Origin of the sequence: Ruminococcus sp. OM04-4AA (genome assembly GCF_003462585.1) — a bacterium.
Taxonomy (GTDB): domain Bacteria; phylum Bacillota; class Clostridia; order Lachnospirales; family Lachnospiraceae; genus Mediterraneibacter; species Mediterraneibacter faecis.
The window spans coordinates 62990-82116 of the sequence record NZ_QTZH01000003.1; the positions used below are offsets into that span (position 1 = coordinate 62990).

21 protein-coding genes and 1 pseudogene are annotated in these 19127 nt (G+C 39.8%); 21 read left to right on the forward strand and 1 reads right to left on the reverse strand.

The genetic code is table 11. The annotated features are described in order from the left end of the window. The 19 genes and pseudogenes from DXB52_RS01965 to DXB52_RS02055 form a co-directional block, all read left to right on the forward strand. Positions 1–534, forward strand: coding sequence for a Holliday junction resolvase RecU (locus DXB52_RS01965; RefSeq protein WP_117960364.1), 534 nt, complete (start codon positions 1–3; stop codon positions 532–534). A 95-nt stretch (positions 535–629) separates the two neighbouring features. Then, positions 630–1889 carry an ATP phosphoribosyltransferase regulatory subunit gene (hisZ, locus tag DXB52_RS01970; protein WP_117568204.1) on the forward strand — a complete coding sequence of 420 codons (1260 nt, stop codon included), beginning with the start codon at positions 630–632 and terminating at the stop codon, positions 1887–1889. A 12-nt stretch (positions 1890–1901) separates the two neighbouring features. Next, a complete protein-coding gene (gene hisG, locus DXB52_RS01975; RefSeq protein ID WP_015529174.1) occupies positions 1902–2546 on the forward strand; it encodes an ATP phosphoribosyltransferase in 645 nt (214 codons plus the stop codon). A gap of 4 nt (positions 2547–2550) precedes the next feature. After that, a complete protein-coding gene (gene hisD, locus DXB52_RS01980; RefSeq protein WP_117568205.1) occupies positions 2551–3843 on the forward strand; it encodes a histidinol dehydrogenase in 1293 nt (430 codons plus the stop codon). Positions 3844–3865: 22 nt separating this feature from the next. Next, positions 3866–4456, forward strand: coding sequence for an imidazoleglycerol-phosphate dehydratase HisB (gene hisB, locus DXB52_RS01985; RefSeq protein WP_015529176.1), 591 nt, complete (start codon positions 3866–3868; stop codon positions 4454–4456). Between the two features lie 29 nt (positions 4457–4485). Beyond that, positions 4486–5766: a bifunctional phosphoribosyl-AMP cyclohydrolase/phosphoribosyl-ATP diphosphatase HisIE gene (gene hisIE, locus DXB52_RS01990; protein ID WP_330677883.1), complete on the forward strand. Its 1281-nt coding sequence runs from the start codon at positions 4486–4488 to the stop codon at positions 5764–5766. A 121-nt stretch (positions 5767–5887) separates the two neighbouring features. Next, complete coding sequence (locus DXB52_RS01995; RefSeq protein WP_181989146.1) at positions 5888–6196, forward strand: hypothetical protein; 309 nt, start codon at positions 5888–5890, stop codon at positions 6194–6196. Positions 6197–6320: 124 nt separating this feature from the next. Then, positions 6321–7172 (forward strand): dTDP-4-dehydrorhamnose reductase, encoded by an 852-nt coding sequence (gene rfbD / locus DXB52_RS02000; protein ID WP_015529178.1) that lies wholly within the window; start codon positions 6321–6323, stop codon positions 7170–7172. A gap of 1 nt (position 7173) precedes the next feature. Then, a complete protein-coding gene (locus DXB52_RS02005) occupies positions 7174–8469 on the forward strand; it encodes a dicarboxylate/amino acid:cation symporter (protein ID WP_015529179.1) in 1296 nt (431 codons plus the stop codon). A gap of 177 nt (positions 8470–8646) precedes the next feature. Continuing rightward, positions 8647–9039, forward strand: a complete 393-nt coding sequence (locus DXB52_RS02010) for a pyridoxamine 5'-phosphate oxidase family protein (RefSeq protein ID WP_117960366.1) — start codon at positions 8647–8649, stop codon at positions 9037–9039. A gap of 12 nt (positions 9040–9051) precedes the next feature. After that, positions 9052–9459, forward strand: coding sequence for a PAS domain-containing protein (locus DXB52_RS02015; RefSeq protein ID WP_055145516.1), 408 nt, complete (start codon positions 9052–9054; stop codon positions 9457–9459). Positions 9460–9483: 24 nt separating this feature from the next. Then, on the forward strand, positions 9484–9915 hold the full coding sequence (locus DXB52_RS02020) for a flavodoxin family protein (protein WP_055145513.1): 432 nt from the start codon (positions 9484–9486) through the stop codon (positions 9913–9915). A 25-nt stretch (positions 9916–9940) separates the two neighbouring features. Beyond that, positions 9941–10147: a hypothetical protein gene (locus tag DXB52_RS02025; RefSeq protein ID WP_055145510.1), complete on the forward strand. Its 207-nt coding sequence runs from the start codon at positions 9941–9943 to the stop codon at positions 10145–10147. Between the two features lie 87 nt (positions 10148–10234). Continuing rightward, on the forward strand, positions 10235–10759 hold the full coding sequence (locus tag DXB52_RS02030) for a flavodoxin family protein (RefSeq protein WP_008119059.1): 525 nt from the start codon (positions 10235–10237) through the stop codon (positions 10757–10759). 263 nt (positions 10760–11022) lie between these two features. Beyond that, the gene (locus tag DXB52_RS02035) at positions 11023–11319 is read left to right on the forward strand and encodes an ArsR/SmtB family transcription factor (protein ID WP_117541312.1); all 297 of its coding nucleotides are present in this window, start codon (positions 11023–11025) and stop codon (positions 11317–11319) included. Further along, a complete protein-coding gene (locus tag DXB52_RS02040; protein WP_181981400.1) occupies positions 11319–12317 on the forward strand; it encodes a permease in 999 nt (332 codons plus the stop codon). Before DXB52_RS02035 ends, DXB52_RS02040 begins: the two co-directional genes overlap by 1 nt. Before the next feature lie 25 nt (positions 12318–12342). After that, entirely contained in the window at positions 12343–12708 is a 366-nt protein-coding gene (locus DXB52_RS02045; protein ID WP_117568210.1) for a thioredoxin family protein, read from the forward strand. A gap of 2 nt (positions 12709–12710) precedes the next feature. Then, on the forward strand, positions 12711–13100 hold the full coding sequence (locus DXB52_RS02050) for an arsenate reductase ArsC (RefSeq protein ID WP_202030722.1): 390 nt from the start codon (positions 12711–12713) through the stop codon (positions 13098–13100). Between the two features lie 114 nt (positions 13101–13214). Next, a pseudogene (locus DXB52_RS02055) lies at positions 13215–13325 on the forward strand (electron transporter RnfA); the annotation flags it as partial. A 139-nt stretch (positions 13326–13464) separates the two neighbouring features. Here the strand turns inward: DXB52_RS02055 and DXB52_RS02060 are convergent. Next, the gene (locus tag DXB52_RS02060) at positions 13465–14328 is read right to left on the reverse strand and encodes an AraC family transcriptional regulator (protein WP_022220923.1); all 864 of its coding nucleotides are present in this window, start codon (positions 14326–14328) and stop codon (positions 13465–13467) included. Between the two features lie 200 nt (positions 14329–14528). Between DXB52_RS02060 and DXB52_RS02065 the strand changes: the two genes are divergently transcribed. After that, positions 14529–17567: a glycoside hydrolase family 2 TIM barrel-domain containing protein gene (locus tag DXB52_RS02065; protein ID WP_117960368.1), complete on the forward strand. Its 3039-nt coding sequence runs from the start codon at positions 14529–14531 to the stop codon at positions 17565–17567. A gap of 155 nt (positions 17568–17722) precedes the next feature. Beyond that, positions 17723–19120 (forward strand): MFS transporter, encoded by a 1398-nt coding sequence (locus DXB52_RS02070; protein WP_015529186.1) that lies wholly within the window; start codon positions 17723–17725, stop codon positions 19118–19120. Positions 19121–19127: the final 7 nt, after the last annotated feature.

Below are 19127 nucleotides of genomic sequence, written 5' to 3' on the forward strand. Positions count from 1 at the left end.
ATGGCAACATGGAACTCGAGAGGACTTAGAGGTTCGACACTGGAGGAATTTATCAATCATTCGAATGAAAGATACAGTGAGATGGGACTTGCACTGATGCAGAAAATCCCGACACCGATCACTCCGGTACGTATGGATAAAGACCACAGACAGATCACACTTGCGTATTTCGACAGAGCAAGTACGGTAGACTATATCGGAGCAGTGCAGGGAATTCCGGTCTGTTTTGATGCGAAAGAGTGTAATGTAGATACCTTCCCACTTCAGAATGTACATGAGCATCAGATGGACTTTATGGAAAAGTTTGAACGGCAGGGCGGGATTGCTTTTTTTCTGATCTATTATACAGCAAGAAATGAGCTTTATTACATGCAGTATACACAGATCCGTAAGTTCTGGGACCGCGCGCAGAGTGGGGGACGCAAGAGTGTCCGGCTGGAAGAATTAGATCCTGAATGGTTTTTTCAACTGAAAAATGGCTATTTTGTGCCGTATCTGGATTTAATTCAGAAAGATTTGGAAACGAGGGATTGACAGAATCCTACAAAGTCCGTATAATTACAAACAGGTTTTAACGTGGTAGCACACTAAAGTGAAAAACCAAGAAAAGACAGGAAGGTGAACGAGCCATGGAGCAGAAGTTACATACCCCGGAAGGCGTTCGGGATATTTATAATAGAGAATGTGCCATTAAGTTGGCATTGCAGAAAAAGCTGAATACTGTATTGCATTTATATGGATATCAGGACATACAGACACCGACATTTGAATATTTTGATGTATTCCGCAAGGAAATCGGTTCGACATCGATTAGAGATCTTTATAAATTCTTTGATAGAGAGGGGAATATTCTGGCGTTGCGCCCGGATATTACACCGTCCATTGCAAGAGCAGTAGCAACACTGTTTGAGACAGAGAATTTTCCAATTCGTCTGTGTTATGCCGGAAATACATTTATCAATCATTCCAGTTATCGTGGACGCCTGAAAGAAAATACGCAGCTTGGTGCAGAGCTGATCGGTGTGGATTCTATCGAGGCAGATGCAGAAATGCTCGCAATGGTTGTGGACGGACTTAAGAAAACCGGACTAAAGGAATTCCAGGTAAGTATCGGACATGTTGATTTTATTCAGAGTCTTTTCGAGGCAACGAATCTGGAAGATGAACAAAAAGAAGAGATCCGTACATTGATTGCGAACAGAAACTTCTTTGGTGTGGAAGAGATTCTCGATCATTATGAGATTGCCGATCAGGTGAAAGAAGCGTTCCATCAGCTTCCGGAACTGACAGGTGGACCGGAGATTCTTGCAGATGCAGGACGCATTGCTCCGGGTGAAGCAGCAAGACTTGCGGTAGAACGTCTTCGCCAGATTTATGATCTGCTGAAGATTTACGGAGTAGAGGATCATGTAACTTTTGATCTGAGCATGAGCGGAAGTTATGGATATTATACAGGAATCATTTTCCGTGCCTATACTTATGGTACCGGAGATGCAGTTGTACGTGGAGGACGTTACGATCACCTTCTTGAGAAGTTTGGAAAGAAGACACCGTCGATCGGATTCGCAATCATTCTGGATGAACTTATGAGTGCACTGGATCGTCAGAAGATCAAAGTAGAGACAGGACACCGTAATCTGCTTGTTTATACGGATGCAACGGAACAGTGGGCAATTTCTCTTGCGAGGTCATTTCGTGCAAAAGGAAAAAATGTCGAGATGATGAAGAGAAACTCCTGGGATGAAAGAGAGACTTTTGAAGCGTATGGAAAGCGTTCTTCTGTTGCAAGTATGCTTTACTTAAGAGAGGACCGGAAGATTGAAGTGATCAATCTTCAGACAGGAGAAGGGAAGCTGGTCAATACAAAAAAGAAAACAAAGCAGCAATAAAGGAGCAGATCAATGAGATATTTAACATTTGCCCTTACAAAGGGAAGACTTGCAAAGAAGACACTGGAGATGTTGGAGCGTCTTGGAATCACGTGCGAGGAAATGAAAGATAAGGATTCCAGAAAGCTGATTTTTGTAAATGAAGAACTGGGATTGAAATTCTTTCTCGCAAAAGGACCGGATGTGCCGACTTATGTAGAGTACGGAGCAGCAGATATAGGAGTTGTCGGAAAAGATACGATTATCGAAGAGGGACGTAAAGTCCATGAAGTCCTGGATCTTGGATTCGGAAAATGCAGGATGTGTGTGTGTGGATATGAAGAGGCAGCAGAAAAACTGAAACATCATGAACTGATCCGTGTGGCAACGAAATATCCGAACATCGCGAAAGATTATTTCTACAACAAGAAACATCAGACGGTAGAAATTGTGAAATTAAACGGTTCGATCGAACTTGCACCGATTGTCGGCTTATCTGAAGTCATCGTAGATATCGTAGAAACCGGTTCTACATTGAAAGAAAACGGACTGGTTGTGCTTGAAGAAGTGTGCCCGCTGTCAGCGCGAATGATCGTCAATCCGGTCAGCATGCGAATGGAAAATGACAGAATCAAAGAGCTGATCACAAATTTAAGAAATCTTCTGAGGGAGGAATAGACAAATGCGTATAGAGAAACTGAATGAGAATACGAAGAAGAATCTTCTGGATGACCTTTTAAAGAGAAGCCCGAATAATTATGGGAAGTTTGAAGCAAGTGTTCAGGAAATATTGAATGCGGTGAAAGAAAAGGGAGACGAGGCTGTATTTGAATATACAGAGAAATTTGATGGAGTCAGACTGGATGCAGAGCATCTTCTTGTAACGGAAGAAGAGATCGCAGAAGCATATGAGCAGGTAGATGATGAACTGATCGCTATTATCAGAAAAGCACTGGTGAATATCAGAGACTATCACCAGAAACAGATGCAGTACAGCTGGTTTGACAGTAAACCGGACGGAACAATTCTTGGACAGAAAGTGACAGCACTCCAGAGAGTCGGTGTTTATGTTCCTGGCGGAAAAGCAGCTTACCCATCTTCTGTACTTATGAATATCATGCCGGCGAAGGTTGCAGGTGTAGATGAGATCATCATGGTAACACCTCCAGGAAAAGATGGAAAGGTAACTCCGACAACACTGGTTGCGGCAAAAGAGGCCGGTGCAGATAAAGTTTACAAGGTTGGTGGAGCTCAGGCAATTGCAGCACTTGCATATGGAACAGAGTCTATTCCGAAGGTAGATAAGATCGTAGGACCTGGAAATATCTACGTAGCTCTTGCTAAGAAAGCGGTTTATGGATTCGTAAGCATTGACTCAATCGCAGGACCAAGTGAGATCCTTGTTCTTGCTGATGAGACGGCAAATCCACGTTTCGTGGCAGCAGATCTTCTGTCTCAGGCAGAGCATGACGAGATGGCATCTGCAATTCTAGTTACAACAAGTATGGAACTTGCAGAGAAAGTATCTGCACAGACAGATGCATTTGTAAAAGAGCTTTCCAGAGGCGAGATCATTCAGAAATCCTTGGATAATTATGGACATATTCTCGTTGCAGTGACAATGGAGGATGCAATCGATGCAGCAAATTCTATTGCTTCCGAACATCTTGAGATCGTGACAGCGAATCCGTTTGAGGTGATGACAAAGATCCGTAATGCCGGAGCTATTTTCATCGGAGAATATTCCAGTGAGCCGCTCGGAGATTATTTTGCAGGACCGAACCATGTCCTTCCGACAAACGGAACAGCAAAATTCTTCTCACCGCTATCTGTAGATGATTTTATTAAAAAATCAAGCATTATTTCTTACTCAAGAAATGCACTTGAGAAGATCCACACAGATATCGAGAAATTTGCAGAGGCAGAACATCTGACAGCACATGCAAATTCAATCAAAGTAAGATTTGAAAAATAAGAGAAAAGGAGCTGTGAGTGTAATGCAGAACAGAATCGGAAGCTGCAAAAGAAAGACAAAAGAGACAGATATTGAACTGACGATCAATCTGGATGGTCAGGGAAAGAATCAGATTGATACGGGAATTCCGTTTTTTGATCATATGCTGGATGGATTTGCAAGACATGGACTATTTGATTTAAATGTTAAAGTGCGTGGGGATCTTGAGGTGGATTCCCATCACACGATCGAAGATACAGGAATCGTACTGGGACAGGCGATTGCGCAGGCGCTTGGAGATAAGGCCGGAATTAAGCGATACGGATATTTTGTACTGCCAATGGATGAGGTTCTTGCTCTTGGAGCTGTTGATCTTTCCGGAAGACCGTATCTGAACTTCCAGGCAGATTTTACAGTACCGGTGCTCGGAACAATGGATACAGAGATGGTGCGCGAATTTTTCTATGCAGTTTCCTATAGTGCGGCCATGAACCTGCACCTTAAGATTCTTGATGCAGGGAATAATCATCATATGGCAGAGGCTTTATTTAAAGCATTCGGAAAGGCTCTTGATATGGCGGTATCGGAGGAGCCAAGAATAAAAGAAGTATGGTCTACAAAGGGAAGCCTTTAATGGCGTGACAGGAGGAGTAAGAAGAAATTATGTATAAAAGACTGACCCCTTGTATTTTTATAGAAAGAGGGAAAGCGGTGCAGTGGTTCGATGACAGAACTGTGATCGCAGATGATGTGATGGAACTTGCACGCCACTACAATGAAAGAGGAGCGGATGAACTGATTATTTTCGATCTGTCAGACTCAGATGAAGAACATGATGAGACGATCAATCTCCTCAAACAGATTAATCGTGCGATCAGCATTCCGATGGTTGTCGGAGGAAATATTCGCCGTGCAGAGGATGTGAAGAAGATTCTTTATGCCGGAGCAAAACGTGCAATGCTGAATTTTTCGAAGGCATTGTCTATTGAGTTGATCGAAGAAGTATCCAAGCGTTTTGGAAAAGAAAGAATCGCTGTATCATTAAATGATTTCGATGCATTGTTTAAACAGCAGCATCTGATCGAAGCATATAGTACAGAGATGATATTTATGCATCGCCTGGATCTGAATTCTGTTGTAAATGTTACAGAAACGCAGTGTGTTGTTGTCACGGATACGATGGATGAAAACGAGATCCTTAATATTTTAAAGAGTAATGGTGTAAAAGGTGTATCAGGAAGATTCATCAGTCGTCTGGATATGGACTTTAACAAATTTAAAGAAGTTTGTGCAGAAAATGGAATTCAAATGACTTCCTTTGAAAGCCAGATGGATTTCGGTGAGTTTAAATTGAATTCAGACGGATTAATTCCAGTGATTGTTCAGGATTATAAGACAAATGAAGTCTTAATGATGGCATATATGAACGAGGAAGCATTTGAGCATACTGTGAAAACCGGGCGCATGACTTACTATAGCAGAAGCAGAAAATGCCAGTGGATCAAAGGTGAGACATCCGGGCATTTCCAGTATGTGAAATCTCTTGCAATCGACTGTGACAGAGATACAATGCTTGCAAAGGTAGAACAGATCGGAGCAGCATGCCATACGGGAAACCGCTCCTGTTTCTATACAACAATTGTTGGAAATGATTACGATGCCAAGAATCCGGTTCAGATTTTTGAATCCGTATATCAGACAATTGCGGATAGAAAAGAGAATCCAAAAGAAGGTTCCTATACGAACTATCTTTTTGAAAAAGGTCTGGATAAGATTCTGAAAAAGGTTGGAGAAGAGGCGACAGAAGTTGTGATCGCTGCAAAAAATCCAAATGTCGAGGAAGTGAAGTATGAATTATCTGATTTCCTTTATCATGCAATGGTTCTCATGGTAGAAAAAGGGATTACCTGGGAAGATATTACAGGAGAACTGGCTGACCGGTAGAAAACGCTGTATCAGATTTTCCTGGAAGAATAAAGCAGAAGAAACTTTCATAAACTAGAAAAAAAGAAGATGGAGAGGATCTTTCGTGCAGGAAAAAGAATCAGAAGTCCGTAGGCGTAGATTGTGGGAAGAAAATCGCAGACGACAGCGGAATACCGGTATGATAACACCGGCAATTCATCCAAGATATGGTCGTTTATATCGGGAATTATATCCGGATGGTCTGGAGCAAAGTGCAGGAAATGGAGCAGAAGATCTGGATAAGAAAGAAAATAGCAGAGGAAGCTTTACTACCAGATTGATCCTGTCCACTTTTCTGTTTCTTGTGTTTCTTTATGTCAGTCAGAACAGTGTAGAACTTCAAGGGGTAAGCAGCCATGAGATTATAGAGAAGATTCAGGAAAACCATGATATTTTCTTGATAGACTAAAAGTGTAATCTTGACACGGAAACAGTAGGTTGATAAAATATTATTGACGTTTATTTTATAGTATATGAGAGGCGTTGATTGGATTCAGCGCCTTTTTCATTGCATGAGAAGGAGGAAATGAGAGATGATTAAAGTATGGATAGCCGGCTCAAACGGCCAGATCGGCCGAGCACTGAACGACATTCTGGATCCATTAGAGATCGAAGTGCTGAATACAGATCTGGATGATCTGGATATTACAAACACAGAGGAAGTTCTTAACTTCGGTATTGTGAACCGTCCGGATGTGATTATCAACTGCTGCGGTGTTACAGACACCGATCTGTGCGAAAAAGAACCGGAACATGCTTACCGGGTAAATGCACTTGGAGCAAGAAACTTAAGTATCGTCGCAAGAAAGAATGGCGCAAAGATCGTCCAGCTTTCAACAGATGATGTATTTGACGGACAGAGCAAGAAACCGTATACAGAATTTGATGATACGAATCCACTGACTGTTTATGGAGCATCCAAAAGAGCTGGTGAGAATTATGTGAAAGAATTCACACACAAGCATTTCATTATCCGCAGTAACTGGGTTTACGGAAAAGGTGGAAATAACTTTGTTAACCGTGTGCTCGAAGTGGCAGAACAGGGAAAAACACTTTCTGTAGCAGGAGATCAGTTTGGTTCCCCGACAAGTGCCAAAGATCTCGCAAGAATGATCCTGTATCTGATCAGTACGAATGAATATGGTACTTATCATGTAACTTGCAGTGGAGTCTGCAATCGTTACGAATTTGCTCAGGAGATCTTGAGATTGTCAGGGAAAAACGTTGAATTAAAGGCAGTTCCGACAGAACAGTCAGACCTTTCTTCTGTCAGACCACCGTATGCGGTATTGGACAACTTCATTCTCCGTATTATTGATATGTATGATATGCCGGATTGGAAAGAGTCATTAGAAGAGTATATGAAAGAAAGAACGGAGAATTAGAATGAAAAATAAGAATGTGAAAGATGAAAAGAAAGAGAAGAAAATTGGTCTGACGACCAAGATTTTCATTGCTCTGCTTTTAGGTGCTGTTTTTGGAATTGTACTTTGTTATTTGATTCCAGACAGCAAGGTAAAAAATGATATTATTGTAGAAGGAATCCTCTATGTGATCGGACAGGGATTCATCCGTCTGATGAAGATGCTTGTTGTACCGCTTGTATTTTGTTCCCTTGTGTGCGGAAGTATGGCAATCGGAGATACGAAGAAGCTCGGAACAGTAGGTGTCAGAACATTGGTATTCTACCTCGCAACAACAGCTCTTGCTGTAACAGTTGCTTTATCAGTTGGTAATCTGATCAATCCGGGTATCGGACTTGATATGAGTGCAATCAAGACAAGTGCGTCCACAGTTGAGACAATGGAAGCAACTTCCCTGACAGATACAATCCTAAATATCATTCCGGACAACCCGATCAATTCCCTGGCAAGTGGAACAATGCTTCAGGTTATCGTATTTGCGCTGATCATTGGTGTTATCCTTGCGAAGATGGGTGAACGTGCAGAGACAGTTGCGAACTTCTTCAGCCAGTTCAATGACATTATGATGGAAATGACAATGATGATCATGAGCCTTGCACCAATCGGTGTATTCTGCCTGATCAGCCGTACTTTTGCTACAATCGGATTCAGTGCATTTGTTCCGCTGGCAAAATACATGATCGCAGTACTTTTGGCACTTGCGATCCAGTGTCTGGGAGTATATCAGATTCTGTTAAAGATTTTCACAGGACTGAACCCGATCCGCTTCATCAAGAAATTCTTCCCGGTTATGGCATTTGCATTCTCTACAGCGACATCAAATGCGACAATCCCGCTTTCTATTGAAACACTTTCTAAGAAAGTCGGAGTTTCCAAGAAGATTTCTTCCTTTACGATTCCGCTTGGAGCAACAATCAACATGGATGGTACTTCCATCATGCAGGGTGTTGCAGTTGTGTTCGCAGCACAGGCGTTTGGAATCCATTTGAGCATGGCAGACTATATTACAGTTATCGGAACAGCAACACTGGCATCTGTCGGAACAGCCGGAGTACCAAGTGTTGGTCTGGTTACACTGACAATGGTATTTAACTCTGTCGGACTTCCGGTTGAAGCAATCGGTCTGATCATGGGTATTGACCGTATCCTTGATATGACAAGAACAGCTGTTAATATCACAGGTGATGCCGTGTGTACAACAATCGTTGCACATCAGAATAAAGCTCTGGATAAGAAAGTCTTTTATGAGACGGAGTAAAAGTGAATAGATATTATATGTACTGTCTATGGTATAGAATGATATAAGTGAAACCCCTGGTTTACGTCTGGAATGATGTGAAACAGGGGTTTTATGATATGGTTGATTAGTGCATAAGAAGCGATGGAATGGTATAATTCTATTATTGATAGATTTTAATAGCAGGAGGTTTATACAATGGAACGAGTAGTAAATTTTTTAAAAGAAGCAGAGACATATTATTTGGCAACAGTGGAAGGAGATCAGCCAAGAGTTAGACCTTTTGGAACAGCGCATGTTTTTGAAGGAAAACTGTATATTCAGACCGGAAAGGTGAAGGATGTTTCAAAACAGATTCACGCAAACCCAAAGGTGGAAATCTGTGCATTTAAAAATGGCGAGTGGCTTCGTGTAGCCGGAGAACTTGTAGAAGATGACAGAAGAGAAGCAAGACAGTCTATGCTTGATGCTTATCCATCTTTACAGAATATGTACTCAGCAGATGATGGAAATACAGAGGTGTTCTATTTTAAGAATGTGACAGCTACATTTTTATCATTTACACATGAACCGGAAGTAGTGAAGTTTTAAGGACAACATAAAATGGAGAAAAGTAAGAAGAAAAAAATATATAAAAAGATAGATGTGGTCAGTTTTTATAAGAGCATTGTTGATCAGGATAGGGCATCCGTTGTTATATGCAATCTCAAGCATGAGATTATTTACATGAATCCGGCAGCTGTTATCAGCTATGCGAAGCGAGGCGGCGATAAACTTATTGGAAGAAGTCTGTTAGATTGTCATAATCCGGAATCAAGGGATAGAATACAGCAGGTAGTGGACTGGTTTGCAGTAGATGAAAGCCATAATATCGTTTATACTTTTCACAATGAGAAACAGAATAAGGATGTTTATATGGTGGCACTCAGAGATGAGGGAAAGTTGATAGGATATTATGAGAAACATGAATATCGAAATGCAGAGACTATGAAACAATACGATTTGTGGTGATGGAGTAGGCAGAAAGGAAAATAAATGAGAAAAGCAATCGTATATGCATCTGTACATCATGGAAATACAGAAAAATTAGTAAAAAACATAGCAGAAGAGTGCCAAGTTGATTTGATTGATGCTGTAAAACAGCCAGATGCAGATCTGAGTAGTTATGATATAGTTGGGTTTGCATCAGGAATCTATTTTTCAAAATTTCATCAGTCGATATTGGAATTTGCAGAGAAGAATCTACCGGACGATAAAAAGGTATTTCTGATCTGTACTTATGGTGGAAGTGCGAATTACAAATCCATAGAACAGATTTTGGACAAGAAGCGTTCTAAAGTGATAGGAAAATTCGGATGCAAGGGCTATGACACATTTGGTCCATTTAAACTGGTGGGTGGTATTGCCAAAGGGCATCCAGATGAAGAAGATATAAAAAACGCAGTGGAGTTTGTAAAAGTATTATGAAAAACTGAAGGATAAGGGCGAGAATGTGTATATAGATTCTCTTACCTATGAGCAGTTTATGGTGCTTGGTGATGCGGAATTAAGCAGAAGATTCTCCATGCAGGATGAAGTAGAGCAGAAAGAGGAAGTGAAGAAAGCATTGGCTGCAGGAGTTCCGAAAGCAACGATTCTTACTTACTTCTATCCGGAGGTTTCTGTGGAGAGGATGAGTTCATATCGGAAGAAGCATTAAATGATATAGCATAGGCACAGGAAATGTGGTATACTGTGCCTATGTAAAAGAATGTGTTTTACAAATCGGAAGTTGGAGGATACACGCATGAAAATTGTAATCATTAATGGAAGTGCTAGAAAAGGAAACACGCTGACAGCAATCAATGCATTTATAAAAGGAGCATCAGAAAAGAATGAAATTGAAATCATTGAACCTGACAAACTCAACATTGCACCATGCAAGGGATGTGGTGTCTGTCAATGCTCTAAGGGATGCGTCGATAAGGATGATACAAATCCTACAATTGATAAAATTGCTGCCGCAGATATGATTCTTTTTGCTACACCAGTTTATTGGTGGGGAATGTCAGCACAATTGAAACTTATCATTGATAAGTGCTACTGCCGTGGATTGCAGTTAAAAAATAAAAAAGTTGGCACGATTGTTGTAGGCGGTTCTCCCGTAGACAGTATCCAGTATGAGCTGATTGATAAGCAGTTTGACTGTATGGCAAAATATCTTTCATGGGATATGCTTTTCAAAAAATCATATTACGCAACAGCCAGAGATGAACTTGAAAAAAACAAGGATTCCATGAACGAACTTGAGGGGATCGGAAAAAATTTATAAAGCACGTTCCAAATTCCAGTTTGGAGAATTAGAGTTTGAGAAACTCGGTGTTTGTCTTGATGAAAAATAGATAGTTTATAGTGGAACATCTGTCAGAAGCGGCAGATGTTTTCTTTTGGCTCTTGTTGTTCCTGAAATCATGAGCATACACTTCTAATAAAGGGTGATGGGAATTTTGTAAACCATAAAAATAAACATTGACAATCATCTATGCATAATGCATAATAGAAACATAGACAATTATCTATGTAAAGGAGGACAATATGAATACAATAGATGTAGCACTTATTTGTAAAGCATTGGGAGATAGTAATAGATTGCAGATTATCCAAATGCTCTCCGACGGAGAAAAATGTGGTTGTAAACTATTGGAGGCTTTTGAGATTACACAGCCTACACTTTCTCATCATATGAAAATCTTAAATGAATGTGGGCTGGTGAATGATTGGAAAGAAGGTAGATGGCATCATTATTCATTGAATTGTGAGACCTTGAATGCCTTTAAAACTTTTATTGAAGGATTATCCTGCTGTAAAGAGGAAAGTGGGTGCTGTCAATAATGATTCGGGAGTTTATTCAAAATCAGATTTTGGGAATGAAATGGATGAGTACATTAATTGGAAATCTTCTTGAGAAAATTGGTTTGGATACTTCAAGTAAAATGGGTGGAAGTGTACAGTTTTTCCTATATGATGTTTTGAAGATAACGATATTGCTTTGTATCCTGATTTTTATGATTTCCTATATTCAAAGCTACTTTCCACCAGAACGAAGTAAGAAGATTATGGGGCGTTTTCATGGAATCTGGGCAAACTGTATTGCAGCATTACTTGGTACGGTGACACCATTCTGTTCTTGCTCGTCCATTCCACTGTTTATTGGATTTACCAGTGCAGGACTTTCATTAGGTGTGACATTTTCCTTTCTGATTTCTTCTCCAATGGTAGATTTAGGAAGTCTGGTTTTGCTGATGAGTATCTTTGGATCAAAAGTTGCTATCATATATGTGATTGTAGGGCTTGTTATTGCGGTAATAGGTGGAACAATTATTGAAAAGCTTCATTTGGAGAATGAAGTGGAAGCGTTTATTCGAAAAGCGAATGCAGTCGATATTGATATGGATGAACCAACGCAAAAAGAAAGACTTTCTTTTGCAAAACAACAGGTTATAGACACCTTTAAGAAAGTATTTCCATATATTTTGATTGGTGTCGGAATAGGAGCTGTTATTCACAATTGGATTCCAGAGAGCTGGGTAGAAAAGATTCTTGGCAGTGATAATCCATTTGGTGTAATTCTGGCAACGTTGGTCGGCATTCCTATGTATGCAGATATTTTTGGTACGATACCAGTAGCAGAAGCATTACTTGCAAAAGGGGCACAGCTTGGAACAATCTTAAGTTTTATGATGGGTGTGACTACACTTTCGTTACCGTCAATGATTATGCTTAGAAAGGCAGTGAAACCGAAGTTACTAGGAATTTTTATTGTAATATGTGCAGTTGGAATAATTATTGTTGGATATTTCTTTAATGCAATTCAGTATCTACTGGTTTAGAAAAAGAAAAAAGGAGATTGAAATTATGAGCTTATTTGGAAAGAAAAAGGACGAAAAGGAAATGGTTAAGGAACAATCAGGTTGTTGCTGTGGTGGAAATTGCAATGAAGAAAGCGTTGAGGCAGCAAAGGAAACTCTTTCATCAGGAGCAAATGTGAAAGTTCTTGGTGGCGGTTGTGATAAATGCAATGCATTGGAGAAGAATGTGAAGGAAGCGCTTAGTGAGCTTGGCATGACGGATGAGATTGACCATGTTACAGATTTTGGCCAGATTGCGGCAATGGGAGTTATGAGTACACCTGCTCTGGTTATTGATAATAAAGTAGTCTCAATGGGGAAAGTATTAAGTAAGGATGATGTGATAAAAGCATTAAAGAAAGTTAGGGGATAGGTATGAAGAAGGTAGCGTTCATTTGTGTCCATAATTCATGCAGAAGTCAGGTTGCAGAAGCATTGGGAAAGCATTTTGCATCCGACGTATTTGAAAGTTATTCTGCTGGAACGGAAACGAAGCCACAAATAAATCAGGATGCAGTTCGTATTATGAAAGAAATGTATGGCATTGATATGGAGAAAGAACAGTATTCAAAGCTGATTTCGGATATACCAGAGCCAGATATTGCTATTTCTATGGGATGTAATGTTGGATGCCCGTTCATTGGAAGACCATTTGATGATAACTGGGGATTGGATGATCCGACAGGAAAATCAGACGAAGATTTCATCAAAGTAATTAATCAGATAGAACTGAAAATAAAGAATATGATAGATAGGATGAAATAGACAGATTCAAGTTTGTCTGACTCACAACAATTTAATAGCAAACAAATACAAGCACTTTAGCCAATAAGGTTAAGGTGCTTTTTTGCGCCTTGAAAAGAGGTGGTTGAAGCACACCACATCTATCAGCAGCAGGATTCATCTACCATGAACTCCGCTCTGAAAGGAATTGTAGCAGGTGTCATGATGGCTGGTATTTCAACAGTTCTGACATTCTTAGGCTTCTAAGATGGGGAAAAAGAGTTCCCCTTGAGTTTGTAAAATAAGAATAGCAAAAAGAGAGAAGAGGATGCCATGGAATCGTTGATTTGATGATTCCGTGGCATCCTCTTTTGGAGGGAAAACTGGATTTATGATATTGTGGATTTTAGAACTTGTTTCTTATCTTTCGGTACTCTCTTGGGGAATATCCTTTCAGCTTGTGGAAAAGCCGGCTGAAATAAAGCTGATTATCATACCCGACGATTTTAGAAATTTCATTGATGGAATAGGTTGTTGTTTCAAGTAACATCTGGGCATTGTTAATTCGGATTCCCACAATAAACTGCATTGGTGTAGAACCTGTGTATTTTTTGAAGTTTCGGATAAACCAGCTGACACTCATTCCACGTGAGGCAGCATAATCATCTATGCTAATATTCTGGTTATAATTTTCACTGAAAAAGGTAACTGCGTTATCCATCTCGTGATCCAGGTATTCATTTTTCGAGATATGTTCCCTGGTCAGTTCCCGATGAAAGATGATAAGAAGATGACGGAGCAGAAGGACAAGCATTTCCTCATAATTATCTTGGCAACGCTGAAGCTCGATGATAATACGCTTGAAAATCTGTTCGTATTCCATAGAGGTTCCGACCTGAAATACACGCTCTTTATCCGGGAATCCATATTGCCGTAGGATATTTTTTACATTGTTGCCTGTAAAATGAATCCAGTATACTTCTGTCTTATCTTTTCCATAATATTCATATTTCTGAAGTTCCTTCGGTCTGTACAGTACAATATTACCGGCGGGGACAATCGTTTCGTTATCCACATTGTCAAAATGAAAATGCCCACAACCAGCAGTGATATAGATAATCTGATAATCCAGGCGTCCCCTTGGACGGTAGGTTGGTAACTTTGGATGGCTGGAAAGGCGGTAAGTACCGCAACTTCCTACAACCAGCGGGCGACTTTTGTCTTTGAAATCCATATGGGAGTGGTTTAAATAACCGGTATTCATATACATATGGTAGCACCTCTTTTCCTTTTTTGTTATTGTATCATTTAGTGCATATTTTGTCTAATCCAATCCATAGACATATTTTGCGGATTAGGATAAGATATATATAGCAAAACAGAGAAGCGTAAACATAAAAGTAAAAGACAAGGTTTGCTGTGGAAAAACAAAGTGCAAAAAAATGTATATGTATTAAAGGAGAGTTATTTATGATTGTACCACGTTATTATGAGGATTTAAGTGTACTGCATGAAAATACAATGCCAGCCAGAGCCTATTTTATTCCGGCATCCAAAAGAATGGATAACCTGGTGGAGCACAGGGAAGAGTCAGACCGAATGCAGTTATTGAACGGAACTTGGAAGTTCCAGTATTTTAACAGTATCTATGATGTTCAGGAACCCTTCTTTGAGAAAGATTATGATACAGAAAATTTTGATGAGATTCAGGTTCCGAGTGTATGGCAGATGGCAGGATATGACACACATCAGTATACAAACATCAGGTATCCGTTCCCATTTGATCCACCGTATGTACCACAGGATATTCCATGTGGAACATATGCACATACCTTTGTTTATCACAAAGATGAAAATGCACCAAAAGCTTTCTTGAATTTTGAAGGAGTAGACAGTTGCTTTTATGTATGGATCAATGGCTCTTATGTAGGGTATAGCCAGGTTTCTCATATGACCAGTGAGTTTGATATCACCGACCTCCTTCGGGACGGAGAGAACAGCATAGCGGTTCTGGTCATGAAGTGGTGTGATGGTTCCTATTTGGAAGATCAGGACAAATTCCGTATGAGTGGTATTTTCCGGGATGTGTACATTTTGAAACGCCCAAAACAGGCAATCAGTGATTATCATATTAAAACAAGAATTGAGGATATGCTTGCGAAAGTAGAAATTGAAATGAAATTCTACTCTCCGTTAAATGTAAAAATTTCGATTGAAGATAGAAACGGAGCAGTTGTAGCACTAGGAAGTATTGCTGAAGAAGGAACAGCTGTATTAGAAATCGCAAGTCCGGAACTTTGGAATACAGAAAATCCATATCTATATAAACTGATTCTTGAAACAGAGAATGAAGTAATTGTAGATCACATTGCATTAAGAAAGATAGAGATTAAAGACCAGGTTATTTATTTAAATGGACAGAAGATTAAATTCCGTGGTGTCAATCGACATGATTCTGATCCGGTTACTGGATTTACAATCAATCTGGAACAGATTACAACCGATCTTACGTTAATGAAGCAGCATAATTTTAATGCGATCCGTTCCAGCCACTATCCGAACGCACCATTTTTCTATGAAATGTGTGACAAGTATGGATTCATGGTAATAGATGAAGCAGATATTGAAGCTCATGGTCCATTTATGATCTACAGAAAAGAAGACACCGATTACAATCGGTTCAAACGATGGAATGAGAAGATTGCAGATGATCCGGTATGGGAAGAGGCAATCGTTGATCGAGTAAAACTCATGGTGGAACGTGACAAAAACCGTTTCTGTATTGTTATGTGGTCAATGGGAAATGAGAGTGCTTATGGCTGCAACTTTGAAAAAGCACTGGAATGGACAAAGAATTTTGATCCAGACCGTATCACACAATATGAGAGTGCAAGATACCGTAATTATGATGAAACATATGATTACAGCAATCTGGATGTGTATAGCCGGATGTACCCAGCGCTTTCCGAAATTCAGGAATATCTGGATAAAGATGGAAGCAAACCCTTCCTTTTGGTAGAGTACTGTCACAGCATGGGAAACGGACCTGGAGATTTTGAAGATTACTTCCAGATGATTCAGGATAATGATAAAATGTGCGGCGGCTTTGTCTGGGAATGGTGTGACCATGCGATTGCTCATGGAACTGCTGAGAATGGAAAGACTATATATGCTTATGGGGGCGACCATGGCGAAGAAATTCATGATGGCAACTTCTGTATGGATGGATTAGTATATCCGGACAGAACGGTACATACAGGACTTTTGGAATACAAGAATGTTTATCGCCCGGCAAGAGTTATTTCCTATAACAAAGAAAGCGGAGAACTGGTGCTTCATAACTACATGGATTTTGATGACTTGAAAGATTATGTGAAGATTAGTTATGAGCTGACACAGGATGGTCTTGTGATCAGCAAAGGCATACTTCCGGAGTTTTCTGTGGCACCACACGGGGAAGGAAAAACAAACCTGAAGATCAATGTTCCAGAGAATGGGAAATGTTATTTAAAACTTATTTACCATCTGAAAAAAGAATTGCCACTGTTGGATGAAGACCATATTCTTGGATTTGATGAAATTGAGGTAAGTAAAGAGGATACAAAATGTAAACTTGCAGAGAAATGGATACCAAAAACAGTAGTGGACTCTGAATTACAGGTAAATGAAAATGATACACAGATTCATATCAAGGGGCGTGAATTTGCTTATACCATAGACAAACGTACTGCACTCTTTACAGAGATGAAATTCGCAGGGCGGGAATACTTGAACCATCCGATGGAATTAAATATTTGGAGAGCTCCAACAGATAACGATATGTACATCAAGTCTGAATGGAAGAAAGCCCATTATGATAAGGCTTACACAAGAGCTTATACGACAGAGGTTGTGCAGGGAAAACATGGTGTGAAGATTACAAGCCATGCTTCCGTTGTGGCAGAGACAGTACAGAAGATACTTGATGTGACGATTACATGGAAAATAGAAGCTGCTGGAAAGATTGATGCAGATATTGCAGTAACAAAAGACGATGAATTCCCGGATCTTCCGAGATTTGGTGTGAGGATGTTCCTGGATAAAAAACTTTCAGCTGTAAGATACTTTGGAATGGGACCACAGGAAAGCTATTGTGACAAACATCAGGCTGCGAGCCACGGTTTGTATCAGGCAAATGTAGATGATTTGCATGAGGATTATATTCGCCCACAGGAAAATGGAAGCCATTATGATTGTGAATATGTAGAGCTTAACAACAGCCGGTATGGAATTGTGGTCTCTGCGGAAAATGCCTTCTCATTCAATGCTTCTTATTATACGCAGGAAGAACTTGAGGAGAAAACGCATAATTATGAATTAATAGAATCAGATAGTGTAGTATTCTGTGTTGACTACGCATTAAATGGCATTGGTTCTAATAGTTGTGGTCCAGTTGTATTGGAGCAGTACCGATTTGATGATGTATTATTCCGGTTTCAGTTTACACTGATACCGTATGTAAAGGGATAATAAGGTTTCATGTAACCCGTAAACAAGGAAAGAGAGTCTGATTGTAATGTAAAGTCCGGATATACAGAGCAATCAGACAAAATCAGAATTAGATATCATACGGTTAGCCATATTGAGATTCTAAGTGCGATGAAGATGAGGAGCAAAGAAATTCGATGGAAGAAAAAAAGTATTTGAAATGGTATAACAAAATTGGATACGGATCAGGTGATATTGCAGGTAATGTAGTCTATGCGTTCCTGACATCTTTTATGATGGTCTATCTGACGGACTCGGTAGGACTTGCTGCAGGTGTCGTAGGTACCCTGATTGCCGTATCAAAACTATTTGATGGTTTTACGGATATATTTTTTGGATCAATGATTGACAAAACACACAGTAAAATGGGAAAAGCGAAACCCTGGATGCTATATGGATATATTGGTTGTGCCATTACGCTGATCTGCTGTTTTGCAGTACCAGTCAGCTTGGGAACAACGGCTAAATATGCATGGTTCTTTATCTCTTACACACTGTTAAATGGTGTGTTTTATACAGCAAACAATATTGCTTATTCAGCACTTACGTCACTGATTACAAAGAACAGCAAAGAGCGTGTGCAGATGGGATCTTACCGTTTTATTTTTGCGTTTTCAACAAGTCTTCTGATTCAGGCAATTACAGTTGGATTTGTAGATAAATGTGGTGGAGATGCTGCAGCATGGAGAACGGTTGCTATTATCTATGCAATCATTGGTCTTGTCGTAAATACGATTTCAGCACTTTCTGTTAAGGAACTTCCTGAGGAAGAACTTAACGAAGGAGAAGTAAAGGATGATAATGAAAAGTACGGAATGGTACAGGCATTCAAGCTTCTTGTTAAAAACAAATATTACATGATGATTTGTGGAACATATATTTTACAGCAGTTATATGGTGCCATGATTGGAGCCGGCATTTATTACATGACATGGGTACTGAAAAATAAGAATTTGTTTGGACAATTTGCATGGGCAGTAAATATTCCACTGATCATTGCCCTGATTTTCACACCGACATTAGTTGGTAAGTGGAAAGGTATGTATAAACTGAACTTAAGAGGTTATGTCTTAGCAGTCATCGGTAGAGCACTTGTTGTTGTTGCAGGATATATGGGCAGTGTTCCGCTGATGATGGCATTTACAGCTCTTGCAGCCTTAGGTCAGGGACCATGGCAGGGAGATATGAATGCAGTTATCGCATCCTGCTCTGAGTACACTTATCTTACACAGGGAAAGAGAATTGACGGAACGATGTACTCTTGTACTTCTCTTGGCGTAAAAATCGGTGGAGGTATTGGAACCGCTGTTGTTGGATGGCTGCTTGAGTTCAGCGGATATATCGGAACAAATGCAACTCAGCCGCAGTCTGCACTTGATATGATGCAGTTTATGTATCTTTGGCTTCCGTTAATCTTTGATGTATTGATTATGTTTGTACTTTCAAGAATGAATGTAGAAGATGCAAATAAAAAACTGAAAGCAGAAAAAGGAATTGTTACAGATGAAGTAACAGATGCATCAGACATAAATTAAAATTAAC